17 protein-coding genes, 1 tRNA gene and 1 pseudogene are annotated in these 17,783 nt (G+C 36.6%); 9 read left to right on the top strand and 10 right to left on the bottom strand.

Going from position 1 to position 17,783, the window contains the following annotated elements; translation table 11 throughout:
* Positions 1–19 precede the first annotated feature (19 nt).
* The 4 genes from V4D30_RS02310 to V4D30_RS02325 all read left to right on the top strand — a co-directional run bounded on the left by V4D30_RS02310 (position 20) and on the right by V4D30_RS02325 (position 4,099).
* A tRNA-Arg gene (locus tag V4D30_RS02310) sits at positions 20–93 on the top strand.
* A gap of 312 nt (positions 94–405) precedes the next feature.
* Positions 406–2,427 carry an HAD-IC family P-type ATPase gene (locus tag V4D30_RS02315; RefSeq protein ID WP_353684643.1) on the top strand — a complete coding sequence of 674 codons (2,022 nt, stop codon included), beginning with the start codon at positions 406–408 and terminating at the stop codon, positions 2,425–2,427.
* Complete coding sequence (locus tag V4D30_RS02320; RefSeq protein WP_353684644.1) at positions 2,403–2,924, top strand: cation transporting ATPase C-terminal domain-containing protein; 522 nt, start codon at positions 2,403–2,405, stop codon at positions 2,922–2,924. The genes V4D30_RS02315 and V4D30_RS02320 overlap by 25 nt, the downstream gene beginning before the upstream one ends.
* On the top strand, positions 2,921–4,099 hold the full coding sequence (locus V4D30_RS02325; protein WP_353684645.1) for a hypothetical protein: 1,179 nt from the start codon (positions 2,921–2,923) through the stop codon (positions 4,097–4,099). Before V4D30_RS02320 ends, V4D30_RS02325 begins: the two co-directional genes overlap by 4 nt.
* A gap of 118 nt (positions 4,100–4,217) precedes the next feature.
* On the opposite strand, the gene V4D30_RS02330 is transcribed toward V4D30_RS02325, so the two are convergent.
* Positions 4,218–5,129 (bottom strand): chordopoxvirus fusion protein, encoded by a 912-nt coding sequence (locus V4D30_RS02330; RefSeq protein ID WP_353684646.1) that lies wholly within the window; start codon positions 5,127–5,129, stop codon positions 4,218–4,220.
* Positions 5,130–5,183: 54 nt separating this feature from the next.
* Between V4D30_RS02330 and V4D30_RS02335 the strand changes: the two genes are divergently transcribed.
* Complete coding sequence (locus V4D30_RS02335) at positions 5,184–7,085, top strand: methyl-accepting chemotaxis protein (RefSeq protein WP_353684647.1); 1,902 nt, start codon at positions 5,184–5,186, stop codon at positions 7,083–7,085.
* Positions 7,086–7,218: 133 nt separating this feature from the next.
* On the opposite strand, the gene V4D30_RS02340 is transcribed toward V4D30_RS02335, so the two are convergent.
* The 3 genes from V4D30_RS02340 to V4D30_RS02350 all read right to left on the bottom strand — a co-directional run bounded on the left by V4D30_RS02340 (position 7,219) and on the right by V4D30_RS02350 (position 8,979).
* Entirely contained in the window at positions 7,219–7,365 is a 147-nt protein-coding gene (locus tag V4D30_RS02340; protein WP_353684648.1) for an AAA family ATPase, read from the bottom strand.
* Between the two features lie 158 nt (positions 7,366–7,523).
* Complete coding sequence (locus tag V4D30_RS02345; RefSeq protein WP_353684649.1) at positions 7,524–8,270, bottom strand: class I SAM-dependent methyltransferase; 747 nt, start codon at positions 8,268–8,270, stop codon at positions 7,524–7,526.
* 328 nt (positions 8,271–8,598) lie between these two features.
* Positions 8,599–8,979, bottom strand: a complete 381-nt coding sequence (locus tag V4D30_RS02350) for an FmdE family protein (RefSeq protein ID WP_353684650.1) — start codon at positions 8,977–8,979, stop codon at positions 8,599–8,601.
* Between the two features lie 90 nt (positions 8,980–9,069).
* Between V4D30_RS02350 and V4D30_RS02355 the strand changes: the two are divergent.
* A pseudogene (locus V4D30_RS02355) lies at positions 9,070–9,216 on the top strand (transposase); the annotation flags it as partial.
* A 136-nt stretch (positions 9,217–9,352) separates the two neighbouring features.
* The gene (locus tag V4D30_RS02360; RefSeq protein WP_353684651.1) at positions 9,353–9,640 is read left to right on the top strand and encodes a hypothetical protein; all 288 of its coding nucleotides are present in this window, start codon (positions 9,353–9,355) and stop codon (positions 9,638–9,640) included.
* Positions 9,641–9,751: 111 nt separating this feature from the next.
* Here the strand turns inward: V4D30_RS02360 and phnD are convergent, their stop codons facing one another.
* The 6 genes from phnD to wrbA all read right to left on the bottom strand — a co-directional run bounded on the left by phnD (position 9,752) and on the right by wrbA (position 15,178).
* Positions 9,752–10,594, bottom strand: coding sequence for a phosphate/phosphite/phosphonate ABC transporter substrate-binding protein (gene phnD, locus V4D30_RS02365; RefSeq protein WP_353684652.1), 843 nt, complete (start codon positions 10,592–10,594; stop codon positions 9,752–9,754).
* A gap of 15 nt (positions 10,595–10,609) precedes the next feature.
* The gene (locus V4D30_RS02370; protein ID WP_353684653.1) at positions 10,610–11,458 is read right to left on the bottom strand and encodes a 2-oxoacid:ferredoxin oxidoreductase subunit beta; all 849 of its coding nucleotides are present in this window, start codon (positions 11,456–11,458) and stop codon (positions 10,610–10,612) included.
* Positions 11,436–13,154 carry a 2-oxoacid:acceptor oxidoreductase subunit alpha gene (locus V4D30_RS02375; protein ID WP_353684654.1) on the bottom strand — a complete coding sequence of 573 codons (1,719 nt, stop codon included), beginning with the start codon at positions 13,152–13,154 and terminating at the stop codon, positions 11,436–11,438. Before V4D30_RS02375 ends, V4D30_RS02370 begins: the two co-directional genes overlap by 23 nt.
* Positions 13,154–13,777 (bottom strand): TusE/DsrC/DsvC family sulfur relay protein, encoded by a 624-nt coding sequence (locus tag V4D30_RS02380; RefSeq protein ID WP_353684655.1) that lies wholly within the window; start codon positions 13,775–13,777, stop codon positions 13,154–13,156. The genes V4D30_RS02375 and V4D30_RS02380 overlap by 1 nt, the downstream gene beginning before the upstream one ends.
* 9 nt (positions 13,778–13,786) lie before the next feature.
* Positions 13,787–14,365, bottom strand: a complete 579-nt coding sequence (locus V4D30_RS02385) for a Fe-Mn family superoxide dismutase (RefSeq protein ID WP_353684656.1) — start codon at positions 14,363–14,365, stop codon at positions 13,787–13,789.
* 207 nt (positions 14,366–14,572) lie between these two features.
* A complete protein-coding gene (wrbA, locus tag V4D30_RS02390; protein ID WP_353684657.1) occupies positions 14,573–15,178 on the bottom strand; it encodes an NAD(P)H:quinone oxidoreductase in 606 nt (201 codons plus the stop codon).
* A 495-nt stretch (positions 15,179–15,673) separates the two neighbouring features.
* On the opposite strand from wrbA, the gene V4D30_RS02395 reads away from it, so the two are divergent.
* Positions 15,674–17,299 (top strand): NADH-quinone oxidoreductase subunit C, encoded by a 1,626-nt coding sequence (locus V4D30_RS02395; protein WP_353684658.1) that lies wholly within the window; start codon positions 15,674–15,676, stop codon positions 17,297–17,299.
* Positions 17,292–17,780: a 4Fe-4S dicluster domain-containing protein gene (locus V4D30_RS02400; protein WP_353684659.1), complete on the top strand. Its 489-nt coding sequence runs from the start codon at positions 17,292–17,294 to the stop codon at positions 17,778–17,780. Before V4D30_RS02395 ends, V4D30_RS02400 begins: the two co-directional genes overlap by 8 nt.
* Positions 17,781–17,783: the final 3 nt, after the last annotated feature.

Genomic DNA, 17,783 nt, shown 5'->3' on the forward strand with positions numbered 1-17,783 from the left:
TTTTGCTATAATTTTTTTAGCCCCCTTAGCTCAGTAGGATAGAGCACAGGTTTCCTAAACCTGGTGTCGCAGGTTCGATCCCTGCAGGGGGCATTTGTCCTGAAGATAAACCCAGAGGTTATAATATATCAATAAATCTTTTTGAAAAGCATGATAAAGTCCTTGCCCAGAAAGAGACACTTTCAATTTTTTTCAATAATGAAAAATTTTCAGATTCATTCAGGGAATTTTTTAATCCTCAAAAATTTGACTCCATAGAGGTTGTAACCTATGTTTCTTCTGCAAGATTCTTTTTTGAAACTTTAAAGGACTTTAAAAAAATTCTTTTGATTCTTGGAATTGAGGATGATACAATCCTTACAAATTTTTCTCCTGAGTTGCAGGAAAAATTTTTAAAGGAACCTGATGAGGAACTGGTATCAACTTAGCATAAGAGATATTTATCAAAAACTTAACACTAATGAAAAAGGCTTAACCTCTGAAGAAGTCCGGAAAAGGCTTGTTAAATACGGTTATAACAGGCTTCAGGAAGAAGACAGAGTCAAAAAATTTAAGATTTTCCTTCATCAGTTTACAAGCCCTCTTATTTATATTCTTCTAATCGCCGGAACTATCTCCATAGTTCTTAAAGAATACATTGATGCAGCAGTAATCTTTGCAGTGGTCATACTTAATGCAATTATTGGTTATTTTCAGGAATACAAGGCTGAGCAGAGTGTTAGAGCGCTGAAGAAAATGCTCGTTCCAAAGGCAAAGGTGCTGAGGGATGCAGTGGAAAGGGAAATCAGCAGTGAAGAGCTTGTTCCTGGAGATATTGTTCTTCTTTACTCTGGAATTCGTGTTCCTGCGGACATAAGACTTATTCACACTGTTGAACTTAAGATTGATGAATCCATACTTACTGGAGAATCTCTTCCTGTGGAAAAACATCATCACACAATAAAAGAGGAAAATCTCACCTATGGAGACCAGAAAAATATGGCATTCATGGGAACCGTTGTGGTAAGCGGAAGAGCAAAGGGTGTGGTTGTTGAAACAGGAATGAATACAGTATTTGGTAAGATTGCAAAGCACATAAAAGAAGCAGAGGCAGTAAGAGCACCACTTCAGGATAAGATAACAAAATTTGCAAATGCCATTGGAATTCTTGTGCTTTCAGCATCTGTAATGCTTTTCATTGCTGGATTGATTGTGGGTGAGTCAATTAAAGAGATGTTTATGACAGCGGTTGCTGCTGCAGTGGCTGCCATTCCTGAAGGCTTACCCGTTGTTGTAACAATAGTTCTTGCAGTTGGCGTGGCAAGAATGGCAAGGCACAATGCGATTGTAAGAAAGCTTCACGCAGTGGAAACACTTGGTAGCACCACAGTTATTGGCTCAGACAAGACAGGAACACTGACAAAGAATGAGATGACAGTAAAAGTTATTTACGATGGAAAAGAAGTTTATGAAGTAGAAGGAAGTGGATACGAGCCAACTGGCAGGATACTTCATGAAGGCTTGTCCATAAATGCAGCTGAAAGAAAACATCTCATGGATTTATTAAGAATCGGCTTACTTTGCAATGAATCCTCTGTTTATCTGGATAATGGAGATTACAGGATTGAGGGAGATCCAACAGAGGCTGCTTTAATTGTTTCAGCTATGAAAGCAGGACTTAATCCTGAGGAAGAAAAGGAAAAATACAGACAGTTTGCCATAATTCCCTTTGAATCTGAAAGAGGCTATATGGCAACCTTAAACATTCATAAAGGTAAAAGATTCATATTTGTCAAGGGAGCACCTGAAAAAGTTATTGATATGTGTGTGAAGGATTCCTATGGAAATGAAATAGATAGAGAAAAGGTTCTTCATCTTGCCAGTGAGTTTGCAAAGAAAGGGCTCAGAGTTCTTGCATTTGCTTACAGAGAAGTGAGAGAGGAAATTGAAGAAATAAGTTGCAGGGAATTGGAAAAGTGTGATGCTGTCTCAGGTTTAGTTTTTGCTGGATTACAGGGAATGATTGACCCTCCAAGACCTGAAGCAATTGAGGCTATAAAGGGATGTAAAAAGGCAGGTATCAGGGTAGTAATGATTACAGGAGATCATGCAGTTACTGCGAAGGCAATCGGAGAGATGCTTGGAATTTCAGACAGCAAGTCAAAGGTTATTACTGGAAAGGAACTTGAAAATATGAGCGATGAAGAGCTTTTTCATAAAGTAAAGGAAGTCTCAGTTTATGCAAGGGTATCCCCTGAACATAAATTAAGAATTGTTGAGCAGTTCAAGCGTCACGGAGAGATTGTGGCGGTAACAGGTGATGGTGTAAATGATGCACCGGCATTGAAGTCTGCCCATATAGGTATTGCCATGGGCAAAAGCGGAACAGATGTAGCAAAGGAAGCCTCGTCCCCATTCCCTATGTGCCAGCACAGATTTTATGGATAAATCTTGTAACAAATGGACTTCAGGATGTAGCTCTTGCCTTTGAGCCAGGAGAAAAGGGAGTTCTTGAAAGACCTCCAAGGGACCCAAAAGAGGGTATAATGTCAAAGCTTTTGATTGAAAGGACAATAATTGTGGGAGTACTAATATCAGCGGGAATAGTTTTTAACTTTATGAATGCACTGGAAAACGGTGCATCTATTGAGAAAGCCCGCACAGTGGCAGTTACCACAATGGTTTTCTTCCAGTTTTTTCAAGCATGGAACAGTCGCTCTGAGTATGAATCCATATTTAAAATCCCTCTGCTCAGCAATCCATTCCTTTTCTTCAGTCTAATTGCATCCTTTCTTGCTCAACTTGCTTTTATATATCTTCCAGCATTTCAGTGGATTTTCAGAACACAGCCAATCTCAATGGCTGACTGGCAGAATATTCTTCTCGTCTCTCTTTCAGTCATAGTGGTTGTTGAAATTGATAAGTGGTTTAGAAGGAAAAGATGAAACTATCAGAAAGGGAAAACATCTGGTCAGAATCGTTAGAGTTAATCTCAAAAGAAGGCATTTTTACAAAGGATGTAAAAATAATTTTCCTTTTGCTAATCCTTGTTATTGTTGAACTACCCATATTCTTGATTTTGATAGAAAAATTATTAGTAGAGAAGAAAGAATTACTCTTGTTTACCTTTATAATGGTTTTTCTTGTAATAGTGATCTTAATTTTTATTTCAGCTCCCCCTAAACTCTTTCTGATAAGCGTACAAAGTTCTAATAGATTCATGGAGCTTGGTTGGATAAAGTATAGGATTTTCAGAAAAAAAGAAAAAATCCCCTTTGAATCTTTATTAAAAATCAATGTTTCTTTATATAAAATTGGTAAGGAAAAAAGGATAAGAATGGAAATGGAGACAAATTATAAGAAAATTACTGCATTTTTTGAAATAGATGAAGTTGAAAACAATGAAGATATAGCAAAAATTTTCCTTAATCTCGCTCTAATATCGGGATTTCAAACTTATACAGCCTATCGTAAAGTTGATGGTTTCAGAATAAACTTCAGTAAAGGCTTTGATGAAAGAAGAAAAATCACTGATTCAGGCGAGTTGTTTTTTGAAGAAGAAAAACTTGAGATTGACAGAAACAGTATAAATATACCCTATCTCATTATTGAAGAATTAGGTCACTCAAGAATAAAACTCTACAGGAAGCCTAATACATATGACATATTGAGATTGCTTCTTGTTTTTGTGGTATTTCCTATTTTGCTGATTATGCTTTTATTTTTTAAATCATTAAAAAATCCTCTCTCTCTTGTTCTTCCATTCCTGTTTTATTTTTTAATTTTCAATGTCATGAGAAAAATGATAGCTCCAATCAATGTCACTATTGACAGGTTAAGAGGAGTTATTACTGTAAAGAAGCTAATTATCTCAGTTATTATTCCCATTTCCCAGATTAAACAAATAGAGATTAGAGATCAGATTTCAAGCAGAACAGGCACATTTCTATTCTATGTTGATGCAAGAACGACTAGTGGCAAAAAATACCAGCTATTTTTTACAGAATTTCCAAGACAGACCGAAAAAATATACAGAACATTTGAAGACTTAACCCTCTTACTTGATTATATATCAAAGGGTCTGAAAATTCCTGTGATAAATCTTTGTAATAAAATTTAGGGAGATTTTCTGATATATCTTAAATACTGAAATTTTGAATCCAATGAGGTCTGGCGCGGTAATCTCAACTTTTTACTGCAAATGCCTGAAAGGGAAATGGCAGTCTTTAGTCCGTAAATTAAAGAGGCATTTCATAGGACAGGTATAGTTTAATCCCCTTTTCCTCTGCATACTTTCTTACAGGCGGTGATGCCTGATAGGTGACTGTAACAAGTATCTTTTCTCCTTTGAGATAGGGTTCAACTCTTCTTACTTTACTGAGAAAGCTGTCTATGTCTGTCTTTTTAAGCTGGGCTTTGCATTCTCCAAGTATCCATTGCTCTTTATCATTAGTTTTTGCTTTGCCAAAGATGTTTATCTCTTCATATCTGTTGGGAGAGATTTCAATGTAGTCTCTTCTTATGAATTCAATGCTTTCTACTGCAAAGTCTCTTTTAAGGAGAGCGGGAAGCCCTTTGTAGGCTCTGTCTTCAAGAACATATCCAATTGCATGAGAGAGTCCTCCAAGCTGTTCCCTTGTTTTTCTGTGTTCTCCTATAAGTTGCCTGAGTTCTTCCTCAGTGCGTTTTTGAGCCTCAGCGAGTTCGTTGAGTCTTTCCTCAGTGCGTTTTTGAGCCTCAGCGAGTTCGTTGAGTCTTTCCTCAGTGCGTTTTTGAGCCTCAGCGAGTTCTGCAACAACTGTTTCAAGTCGTGTCAGTCTTTGTTCAGTGCGTTTTTGAGCCTCAGCGAGTTCTGCAACAACTGTTTCAAGTCGTGTCAGTCTTTGTTCAGTGCGTTTTTGAGCCTCAGCGAGTTCTGCAACAACTGTTTCAAGTCGTGTCAGTCTTTGTTCAGTGCGTTTTTGAGCCTCAGCGAGCTCTGCAACAGCCTTTGCCAGTCGTTCAACTTCTCTTTTTAGTTCAAGGAAGTCTTCACGCTTTACTACTTCACCTATTGCCTTCTCTATAAGTTTGAGAATTTTCAGAAAAGCAGACCTGACCTGTGGATCAAGATTTTCTAGTTCTTCAATGAGCTCAACGCTGAATAGCATAAAATAGTTTAACACTTTTTTAAGGAAGAATTAAATATCAAAAATTAGCAGGGAATGACACATCTCTTAATGCAGGAGACTTCTTGCTATGGCTTGATACATCTCCTTTTTGTCTTTTCTCTCACAGGCACTGCTTTAATGTTTGTATCTCTCGCAGGAATGACTGACGATGGAAGAGTTGTAAATTACGCTGGCATAGTTAGAGGTGGAACGCAGAGACTGATAAAACTTGAACTTGCGGGAAAACCATCTGATGAGCTTATTGCAAATCTTGATAAAATTATCACAGGACTTTCCGAAGGAAGCAAGGAGTTAAACCTTCCAAAGGTAACTGATGAGAGGTTTACCTCAAAACTTAATGAGCTTAAAACAAAATGGGCATCTTTAAAGAATTTAATTAAAAACTTCAGACAGGACAAGACCCTTTCAGGAAAGCTTCTTGAGGACTCGGAAGACTATTTCAAACTTACAAACGAAGTTGTCTTTGCAGCAGAGAATTACTCCAGAAAAAAAGTAGTTACCTCAAAAGTTATTCAGATCACAATATTTGCAGTCAATGTTGCTCTTTTGGCACTTATCTTTATTATGACTCAGAAAAAGATAATTAAGCCCATTTATAATTTTTCTAATCTGATAGAAAGAGTCTCTAAGGATGATTTAACCACAAAGGTTGAAACCAAAGGCAAAGATGAAATATCTCAGCTTGGAAGTCATCTTAATGGAATGGTTCAATCTTTTTCAGGAATTATAGATAAAATCCTTCAGACAGTGGTTGGTGTAATAGATTCAACGGATAAGTTAAGGGAACGGGCTGAGAGAGCTTCTGATGGTTCTCGCAATCAGTCCTCACAGGCATCTCAGATTGCAACAGCTGCTGAAGAGATGAGTCAGACAATAACTGACATTGCGAAAAATGCCTCTCAGGCAGCGGAAAGCGCAGAGGAAGCAATGAAAACAGCCAGTGAAGGCAAAGCACTATCAAATGATGCTATAAAGGTTGTGGAGGAAGTTTATCAATCCACTGCAGAACTTTCTCAGGTTGTTCAAAGTCTTAATCGGAGAGCAGAAGAAATAGGTGAGATTGTAACAGTAATAAAAGACATAGCTGACCAGACCAATCTTCTTGCTCTCAATGCAGCAATAGAGGCAGCAAGAGCGGGTGAACAGGGAAGAGGTTTTGCAGTAGTAGCTGATGAGGTTCGTAAATTGGCAGAGCGGACAATAAAGGCAACCGATGAAATATCAGAAAAAATTAGAAACATCCAGAACGAGGCTGAGGCAACAAGCAGATCAATGGATATTTCTCTTAAAAATGTCACAAAGGCAAATGAATTTATCAAGGAACTTGGAAACTCTCTCCTACACATTGTTGATTCAGTAAACAGAGTGAAAGATCAGATTACACAGATTGCAACAGCAGTGGATGAACAGTCTGCAGCAAGTGAGGAGGTGGCAAAGAATATAGAAAAAACATCGGAGATTGCAAAGGAGATGGAAAGGATTGCCTCGGAAGTCATGACAAGCGTAAATGAACTTACAAAGATCGTGGAAGATTTAAGAAATGCCACATCAGGCTTTAAAACAGAGGCAAGTAGGTTTTTAGTCATTGACCTTGCAAAGACAGACCACAGAGTATTTGTAGGAAAAATTGGAGCCTGCCTTACTGGTTCACTTTCTCTTTCTGCAGAGCAGCTTCCAGACCATAGAAACTGTAGATTTGGTAAATGGTATCTTGATGAAGGTCAGAGACTCTGTGGACACCTTGCAAGTTTTAAAGCAATAGATGAGCCCCATGCAAGAATTCACTCTCTGGCAAAAGAGGCAATCTCTGCCTGCAATCGTGGAGATACAAAGCGAGCTGAAGAACTATACAGACAGATAGAAACCCTATCACACAATCTTGTGAATTTGCTTGATAATCTGAAAAGAGATTGCCAGCAAAACATGAGGGTTTAAGCAGACTGATTCCCGAAAACTTCCCTTTACTGTTTTAGCATGCAAAAAGAATGGGAATTTGGATTTACCCTGATAATAAAGTAATCCTAAAAAATAAAGGGGTATCTTATTCCTTATTGGCAGATCTATTCCGTCATTTAAGAAGCAAACTACTGCTTCCACTGACCCAGATATATGCATCGGGAAAAGAATCGTATAATGCTTTAATCTGAACCGACCAATTTCTTGCATATTGAATTTCATCAAAGACAATACCCTGATAACCTGCTCTGGAAGCCATCTCTTCAAGCTCATATATATATTGATGTCCACGACCAGCGGATGGTCAACAGATATATAAAAGATATATAAAGAAAGGCTTATTCAAGGTCTTTGAAAGCAGAAAAGTTGTTTTGCCAACTCCCCTTTGCCCATAGACTAATAAACCCCTGTTTAATTTCATACTCCCCTCCTCCAGTAAAATATATTTACTACTGCAAAATCTTTGAGCCAGTAATGTCCCTTTTCGTAAGTAATTGATTTTAAAAGCTTTTGTTTTTCCCAGCTGAAAAGCTCTCTTTTGTATTTAAACTCCCAATGTTCAAAAATCTCATCAAGGCTGTGATAGGCAAAGGAGCTTTCTGAGATGTAGGAGTGGTTAAAAATCAGTGTGTATTCAGGATAAATTAAGTTAAAATCATCAGGACAGAAGGCTCTCTCAGTAACAAGAAAAATACTTTGCACCTGAGAGCTAAAAAGCTTGAACATTGAGCCTTCAATTCCATATTCAGTAAGGTGAAGACTGTTACAGGCTAAAGCAAAATCAAACTCTCTGATTTCATAGCATTCTAATTCTTCAAATCTTCTTGGTTCAATTTTTAGTTTGATGCCATGAGCAAGAGAGTTTTCATAAAGATAGTTTTGCATTGCCAGAGCAGGTTCAAGAGCTGTTACATTACAACCTTTTTTTATTAAAGGAAAGCTTAATACTCCATCTCCAGCACCGATATCAAGGATTTTTAATCCGGGCTGAGTGAATTTAAAAAGGAAGTTTTTAATGGGCTCATGGTATGAGTTGTGCTCACGCCATAGCCTGTACCATTTTGCATTCTCATTCCAGTATGAGATTTTCTTTATTTCCGTTGCTATCATAATCAAATAAAAAAGCCACAGCTTCAGGCTTCTGCCCGAAACTGTGGCCTTCATGACCACTTATTATTTTTTAAATCAGGTTACAACAGTCTTCAGACCGAAATTTCATCAATTTTATATGATTTTTATAACTTTGTCAATAACCTGAAATACCTGTGTGGTTACAATATTGAAATATCATGAAAAAATAAAATATCACTATATCAATATTTTAAAAAACGGTTCTGGGGCTTCCTCTTTTTCAATTGAAAATTTTTCGTCATGAAAAGAATAAGGTGTTGCACTTACTGTATGGAATAGAACTATTGAAAAAGCAAAGGATCTCGGAGTAAAAATAGCAAAAGACTCTGCTGAGCTTGTATCTGAAGGAGTTTTAAATAAACTAAATTTTTTCAAAATAACTTTGCCCGGAACATAATTGGCATAGAATTTTTCCATTTACAGTGGCTGTAAAGTTATTCGGCTGAAGCTCTTCACATTCAGTACATTCAACAATCTCCTGCTGTTCATCCCGAGTAGGAAGTTTCACCCTGATTTTTTCAATCTTGAAATATTTTTCATCAAGGTTTAAAAAATCTTCAATCAGTTTATCTCTTTCCTCATGACTGAGTTTACCCTCTCTTAGTAAAAATTTTTTTATTCTCTCACTGGCATTTATAGCCTCTTTTTTTAATGATGCTCTGTAGCCCTCTCCATTTTCACGAAGGACGATTGAAAGAGCAAGTTTTCCGTAATTGTGAACAATAAGATTTTTATTACCCATGGGGATTAAGCAAAATTTTGTGTAAAAAATTTATGATAGAGATAAAATTAAACTTAAGGGGGTGCAAATGGTTAAAAAAAGTTTTGCTCTGAAGTTCTTCAAAATCTAATTTCAAGAGGACTAAGTAAAGTTACTATTTTTGTCACTGATCACTTCACTGGACTTGATAAACTCATTGCTAAGCTCTTTCCACTTGCAGATCACCAGTTCTGTTTTGTTCAGTTTTATAGAAACTAAAAAAATAAACTTAATCTTAAAAATACTCAAGAAATTTACCGTCTCTGGAAAGCAATAAAACAAGCTACATCTTTAGAAGAAGGAAAGGAGGTTTTCAAGAAATTACTTGAACTGGTTAAGAAAGTAAATCCAAATTATGGTAAATATCTTGAGAAGTATAGCAAAAAACCTTTTAGCTTTTTTGGATTATCCTGCTGAATCTCTTAATGCAGGGCTTGAGTATATGAGAATGGAATATGGAGGATATTTTGCAGGCTTTAAGATGCTTGAGATAAACTTATTTATCCAGATGATTAATTTACATGATAAATGGTTAGATAAACTTGTACCACATTTAGTAGCAAATAGTTATAGATTAAGACAGCTTTTTGCTCTTAAATATCTTGATGAAAATGCTAAATTTGTAGAATTAAAAATAAGTTAAGTCTCCTTTTTTCCTGTTGAATAATAAACCATGTACAAACTATAGTTACAAGTAAAATTACAGTAGTAACAGTAGCTGAAATCTTAAAAATTATACTGTCAAAAAATTTTTTCATTCTCTAACTTTTTGATATATTTTGTGTGCAGAAAAATAAATATGTGACTCAGGATATACAAATCTATCTATTCCAATCAGATCAAGAATTTTCTTGCCTAATTTATCTTTATGCATGGTGATTAAAATTTTTAAAAGTTGCTTTTTTTCTTTCTCTGACAACATTGGAGACACAACAAATGGTGGATTGCCGAAGTCTGGTGATTTCATAATAATTTTTACTTCATTTATAGTAGTTTCCTTTCTTTTCTTCATCTCATCAAAAACAATACTGTGTACAGCAGCTCCATCTGCAAGTCCCTTTACCACTGCTTCTATGGAGTTTTCATGACCTCCAGTATAAAAGGTTCTGGAGAAATAATTTTTTGTTAAATAACCCTTTTCATTAATTAATGCGGTCATAAATAATTTTCCAGTTAAAGAAAGAGGGTCTGTAAATGCGAAAATTTTACCTTTTAATTGGGCAATATCTTTAATTCTGCTGTTTTTCCTCACAATTATATAAGAATTATATGTTAATTTATTTCGTATCATTGGCGTTACAAGAATTTCAAGTCCAAACTGTTGTCTTCCAGCAAGATATCCACCAGTGCATAAATAAGCAAAATGAGCCTGTCCATTTTTTAAAAGTTCATTAATCTCATCATAACTTCTGCGTTGCTTTAAAATAATTTTTTTCCCTGTCCTTTTTTCAAGATATTTTACAAATTCAGAAAAGTTTGATATTGTAGCTACAGGTGAAACCATTGGAGAGACCAAAAAGATTAAATAATTTTCTTTAGCTGATGCCGAAGAAACAATTAAAAAAACAATTAAAATAATACTTGTTAAAACTTTCATTAAACAACTTTTTAATTATAAAAATTTTTCAATTAATTTTTTAACATTAAACTGAACATTCTGTTCCACAAGAGATTTTTCTCTAATTACAGGAATCTGCTCCTCAAAGGTGAGTCTTTCTGCTTTATAGATAACGCCTATAGGAATTCTTTCACCCCACTCAAGAGCCTTTTCAAAGGCTCTGGTTCTATCAGATGGGTCATAATCCTTTTCAAGTTTATAAACTCTCTGACGATACCATTCAAAGGTGTTAATTTTATTAAAGCTCACACATGGCTGAAGAATATCAACAAGGGCAAAGCCTTTGTGATTGACAGCTTCTTTTATTACTGATTTCAGATGCTCTATGTCACCTGCAAAGGCTCTTGCAACAAAACTACAGTTTAAAGCTATTGCCATGGCAAGGGGATTAAACTGCTCTGAGAATACTCCAAATGGCTGAGTCTTTGTTACCACTCCCTTCATTGTGGTTGGCGATGCCTGTCCCTTTGTAAGCCCATAAATTTGATTGTCATGGACAAAGAGTTTCACATCTATGTTTCGCCTTATGGCATGAATGAGATGATTCCCTCCTTCACCGTAACAGTCTCCATCACCTGCCACTGCAAAGACTTTCAGCCTGTGATTGACAAGCTTTATTCCTGTTGCAACAGGAAGAGTTCTTCCGTGAAGTCCATTAAAGGTATGACACCTTGTATAATGGGGAAACTTTCCAGCCTGTCCAATTCCTGAGACGATTACAAATTCGTGAGGATTTAGTCCCAGTTCAACCATTGCCTCATTGAAGGCTTTTAAAATCATAAAGTTTCCACAGCCAGGGCACCAGGCAGGCTTTCTTCCTTTATAATCTTCCAATGCAGGCATATACCTTCTCCTTTAGTTCATCCACTGTAAATGCTCTTCCATCAAAGCGATTTATATGCTTTTCAATGCTAAAGCCTGTTTCCATCTTAAGAAGTCTGGCAAACTGACCTGTTGCATTCTGCTCAATGTTTATGCATAGTTTTGCATTTTTTAAGATTTCAAGCCAGCCCATATCTTCAGGCATTGGATAAAGTTCGCTGAAATGAAGCATGGCGATTTTATATTTCTCAGAAAGTTTATCTACCACTTCCTTTACTATTCCATACATTGAACCCCAGCATAAAAGCACAATCTGAGGAGAACTTTCTCCATAAAGTATTGGTGGTTCAATCTCTCTCTTTATGAGCGGCATTTTTCTGAAGAGTCTTTTTTCAACCATCTTTATCCTTGTCTCTGCATCCTCAATAATGTGTCCTTCTTCATCGTGTTCATCAGAGTCTGTTACAACAAGATGCACTGAGTCACCAGGGACCAAAAGAGGAGAAACGCCTGTTTCTGTAAATGAATGCCTGGCATAGTAGTTTAGTCTTCTAAATTTATCGCCTCTTAAGCGATAGTCATTGTATTTGAGCTTGCTCAAGTCAAATCCTTCATAACTCCACTGACTGTCTGCAAGATATTGATCCGTAAGAATTATGGCGGTGATCTGATATTTTTCAGCCAGGTCAAAGGCTTTGTTTGTAAGATAAACTGCCTGTTCAGGACTTCCAGGAGCAAATATTACCTTTGGAAACTCTCCATGACCTGCATAAAGGGCAAAAAGTAAGTCAGCTTGCTCTGTTCTTGTTGGAAGTCCTGTGGCAGGTCCTGGTCTCTGGGCAAGTGCGATTACAAGAGGAGTTTCTGTCATCCCTGCAAGTGAGATACCTTCAACCATAAGCGCAAAACCACCTCCAGATGTACCTGTCATTGCTCTTACTCCTGCAAAGGAAGCACCTATTGCCATATTGACTGCTGCTATTTCATCCTCTGCCTGCTCAACCACTATACCGAAGTCCCTTGCATTTTCAGCTACAAAATTAAATATACCCGTTGATGGAGTCATTGGATAGGCAGAGTAAAACTTTAATCCAGAGGCAATTGCACCAAAACCTATGGCTTCGTTACCTGTAATAAGAAGCTTTGGTGAGGCAAATCCTGATACCATAAAAGAACAGGTAAGACACTGCTTACGGGCATACTCATAGCCAGCTTTTGAAGATTTCAGGTTTGCATCTATAACTTCCTCACCCTTTTTCTTAAAAGTTTTTCTTAAAGTTTCATACATAATCTCAGGATTCATACCAAGCATTCCAATAACAGCACCCACTGCCACGGTGTTTGCCATTATTTTGCTTCCACCGTGAGTTTGAGCAAGCTCAAAAAGAGGAACATCGAGGAAATGTGGTTTATCATACTTTTCTTTAAGAAAAGTAGAGTCATAAAGAACATGCCCCTGAGGGCTAAGTTCCTTTTCATGCTCCGTAATGCTTTCTTTATCAAGGGCAACTATTATGTCAACCTTGCTTCGTGAGGCTGTTACAGGTTTGTCGGAGATTCTAATCTGATAAAAATTGTGTCCGCCTCTTATGCGGGATTCATAGTCCTGATGGGTGAATACATGATAGCCTGCACGGGCAAATATATGGGAGAGGATATCCCCGACTGTCTGGATACCCTGTCCTGCTTCACCACCAATTTTTATTGTGTAATCCATTATGTTGGAGTTACGCCATATTTTACTATGTTTACCAAAGTATCATCAGGCTTTGGAAGTCCTGCAATCTTCCATGCTAAAAGTGGGTCTATTAATTTTTCCGCTATGCAGTCTTTTGGCTGATTAACATTTTTACAAACTGCATTAAGCACGGGAAAGTAGTTGTATTTTTTGTAGTATTCGTTTATGAATTTTACAATCTCAAGCTGATCTTTTGATAGTATTCCGAGTCCTTCTCTGAGAGCAATTGCCTGGGCTACTTTTTCATTCCAGTCATTTATGTTTTTTAAATACCCCTCTTCGTCAAATGCAACGGATTTTTCAACTGCTTTGTATTCTGAAACCTTTTCAGGCTTTTCTCTCTCAAATCTTTCTCTTTCAGTGAAATTCTTGATGAACTGTCCTATCTGAACTCCAAGATAAACGCATTTTACATTGTTTATGCAATCATCGGCATCCTGTTTGTCAAGATGGGTTATGAGTTCAGAAGTGCCTTTCTGGAATCTGATTATGTATGCCTGTTTTTCTTCGCTGTAGTAAATATTTACATTGAAACCGTGTTCCTTTACTTCAGGATACATTTCAAGAATTTTGTTTTTTAATTCATCAACTGTATAAGCCATATACTCCTCCTATTTTACTCTTTTTTCTACTTCATGCCAGTTAATGTTTTTAAAGAATGCTTCAATGTAATCAGCACGCTTAAGTCCGTAATCAATCATAAAGGCATGCTCAAAAACATCCATTATAAGAAGAGGATTACAACCTGAGGGATGTCCCACATCATGCTCATTAATCCAGAAATTCATAAGTTTGCCTGTTAGAGTATCCTGATAGAGAATTACCCATCCGATTCCGCGCATTGTGCCTGTTGCCTTGAAGTCCTTTAACCAGTTTTCAAAGCTACCAAAGTTTTCATTAATCAGCTTTGCCAGTTTACCATCCTGAGGAAAAACGCCATCACCGCCAAGATTTTCAAAGTAAAGCTCATGAAGTCTTACGCCATTCCACTCCCATCCAAGCCTTCTTTTCAGCTCTGCATACTCAGGTGTGCTCTGTTTACCTTCATTGAGCATTGCTTTAAGGGTGTCAAGAAGTTTATTTGTATTTGTCACATAGCCCTGATACAGAGTAAAGTGATTTTTAAGAAGTGTTTCACTGAATCCCTGCATTCCAATTAATTTTGAGTAATCATTTGCCTGATAAGACATATTTAACCTCCTGCGAAAAAGTTTTCTTGAATAAAGATTATCAAATAAAAATTAAAATGTCAAGCTATTTTCTTAATTTGGCGATAAAAATGTTATTCCTCATATGCAACTTGAGATGACATTTTTTTATCCCGAGCTAAAGCAAGTGATTTTTAAATTCAGGCTGCAGGAGCACTCTAAAAATTTTAAGACCTTCTGTGCGCAAATTTATCTTTTAAGTTTTTTAGCTATTTCAGTAAGTCTTCTACCAAAGGCTTTACAGATATTTGCTTCGTTTTCATCAATTTCTCTTTTGTTTTCAGCTTCTGCTACATGACCTGGTCCATAGGGAGAGCCTCCACCTTTTGTAAGATAAAGATCAGCAACAGAGTAAGGCACACCTACAATAACAAATCCAAGATGAAGCAAAACAGTCATAAATGTCAAAATTGTGCTTTCCTGTCCTCCATGCATTGTTCCTGTTGAAACAAAAACTCCTGCTGGTTTGCCTTCAAAAATTCTCTGTATCCACAAGGGACCAAGCTGATCAATAACATTTTTAAGCTGGGCAGATACATTACCAAATCTTGTCGGAGTTCCAAAGGCATATCCATCAGCATTTTTAAAATCATCAATAGTAACAACAGGTATATCCTTTTGCATTTCTCTACCAGCCTGCATATCCGGTCTTGAAGCAATAACCTGTTCTGGAATAAGTTCAGGGCATTTTCTTATTACAGGATCGCCTCCTGCTTCTTTAACTCCTTCTGCTATCAATCTTGCCATCTTATAGGTATTACCAAAGGTGCTGTAATAGACAATAAGAATTTTCATAACATCCCTCCTACTTAAAGATTTTTGAGACTATTCAAAAATTTACAATTTCTTGAAAAATCAAGAACTTTCAAATATAATTAATTTTCAATTACTGTCACTCCGAGCCCTTTTTCTGTTATTCCAACCCCTTTTTCTCTGTCATTCCGAACCTGCTCATACTTTGTCATTCCGAGCCTGTGCCCATACTTTGTCATTCCGAGCCTGCCAGAGGCAGGCGAGGAATCTCCTTTGTTCTCACTATTTCAGAGATTCCTTTGGTGGAATGCCACCCTCGGAATGACAATGAAAATGGCATTGAGCCCCTCGGAATGACAAAAACTATAATGCCACCCACGGCATGACAACTAAAAAGCTCCGCATGACAAAGTTATCATTTTTAATGAACAGCCTCAATCTCACTTTTTTAGTCATTTAAATTATACCAAAAAAATGTTATCCTGATATTAATAATTGTTATTTGAAATTAAACAATTTTTCCGGAATAATTTATTTATGAAGAAAATTGCAGAAAATATTGTGGATATAGCTGAAAAAATTGAAACTACCGAGGAAAATCTTGTTATCCACACAAATCCCTCTCAAATAAAAGAGGTTGCAAAACTTCTTGTGATGCAGCGAGCAAGATTTGTCCATCTTACAGCCATTGATTTTATTACTCAGAGAAATCAGATTGAACTTAATTATTTTTTCTCTCTTATTGATGATAAAATGAATGTTATTTTAAAAACTTCTCTGGATTCCTCTGAACCTTCAATAGCATCAATCTCAGAAATAATTCCAGCAGTAATATGGGCTGAAAGAGAATGTAATGACTTATTCGGGATAAAATTTGAAGGACATCCTGATCCAAGAAGGCTTGTTCTTCCTGACAACTGGCCACAGGGAATACATCCTTTAAGAAAAGATTTTTCCTACAACACCAAACCACCTGAATCAAAACAGCCTCAGCCTCTCAAGAAACCACAAGAAGGTAAAACAGTTATTCCAATTGGTCCATTTTATCCATCCCTTGAAGAGCCTGCATATTTTAGATTAATTGTTGATGGAGAAGAGATTGTTGATTTTGACTACAGAGGTTTTTATGTCCATAGAGGAATTGAAAAGCTTGCTGAAAGCGCTTTGAATTATCAGCAGATTCCTTTTCTTGCGGAAAGAATCTGCGGTATCTGCGGATTTGTTCATTCCTGTGCATACTGTCAGGCAGTTGAAAAAGCTGCAAATATTGAAATTCCCTTGAGGGCAAAGTTTATCCGCAGCATGTTTCTTGAACTGGAGAGACTTCACAGTCACCTTTTATGGGTAGGGCTTGCAGCTCATATTGTTGGTTTTGATACGCTTTTTATGCAGTCATGGAGAATTCGTGAGCCCGTTATGTATATATGCGAGATTATAACAGGAAATAGAAAAACTTATGGAATAAATATTGTTGGAGGAGTCACTATTGATGTTCAACCAGAGCATCTAAAAGACATAGAAAAGGTAATATCAGATATTGAAAGAGAAGTAAGAGAGCTCAGAGAAATTATTCTTGATGATGAAGTGATACAGCTAAGATTTAAAAATGTAGGGATTCTCAATAATGATGAGGCAAAAAAATACTGCGTATGCGGTCCTGTTGCAAGAGCTTCAGGAATAAACATTGATATGAGAGTTAATTTTCCCTACGCTGCCTATCCGATGCTGAATTTCAGAGTTCCTTTAAATAGAGCAGGAGACGTATGGGCAAGAACCCTTGTAAGACTGGAAGAAATTTTGATTTCAATAAGCATTCTCAGGCAGATTATTGAAAATATTCCAGAAGGACAAACATCGGTGAAAGTCTCAAAAATTGAACCGTGGAAAGAAGCCATATCTTACATTGAAGCACCAAGAGGACAGCTTTTTCACTATGTTATGACTGGTCCTGATGGAAGACCTTACAGATGGAGTGTGAGAGCTCCATCATATCAGAATTATCAGATTCTTTCTGTTATGCTTAAAGGAGCTTCAATAGCCGATGCTCCTTTAATTATTGGAAGTATTGACCCATGTTTTTCCTGTACTGAAAGATATGAAGTTTTTGATTTAAAAAAACATTCTGTAAAAGTTTATACAGCAGAGGAATTAAAAAATGTTTAAAAGTAAAATAAAAGCTCTCTTACTTTCATCAAGGCATAAAAAAATCACAAGACCTTATCCCTTTGTTCCTGTTACTCCGCCTGAAAATCTGAGAGGAAGACTTGAGGTTGACCCAAACAAATGTATAGGTTGTGGAAACTGTGTAAAAACATGTCCTTCAAGATTAATAACCATTGAAAATCATGAGGACGAAAAAATCGTCATGTTTTCATCAGGTAGATGTATATATTGTGGAAGATGTGCTGCTGCCTGTCCTGAGAAAGCAATCAGAATTACTCATGAGTATGAACTTGCTACTGACAACAAAAAAGACCTTGAGATCGTTATAAAAATAAAGATGGTGAAATGCATCATTTGTGGAAAACCCTTTATTTCATTGAATATGTTAAAAAAGCAGATTGAAAGGCTTCAGGAAAAAAGCGAGGAACAGATTAGTAAACTTAAAATATGCCCTGAATGCAGAAGAAAAGCAGCTTCTTAAGGA

Origin of the sequence: Thermodesulfovibrio sp. 3907-1M, assembly GCF_040450955.1 — a bacterium.
Lineage (GTDB): Bacteria > Nitrospirota > Thermodesulfovibrionia > Thermodesulfovibrionales > Thermodesulfovibrionaceae > Thermodesulfovibrio > Thermodesulfovibrio autotrophicus.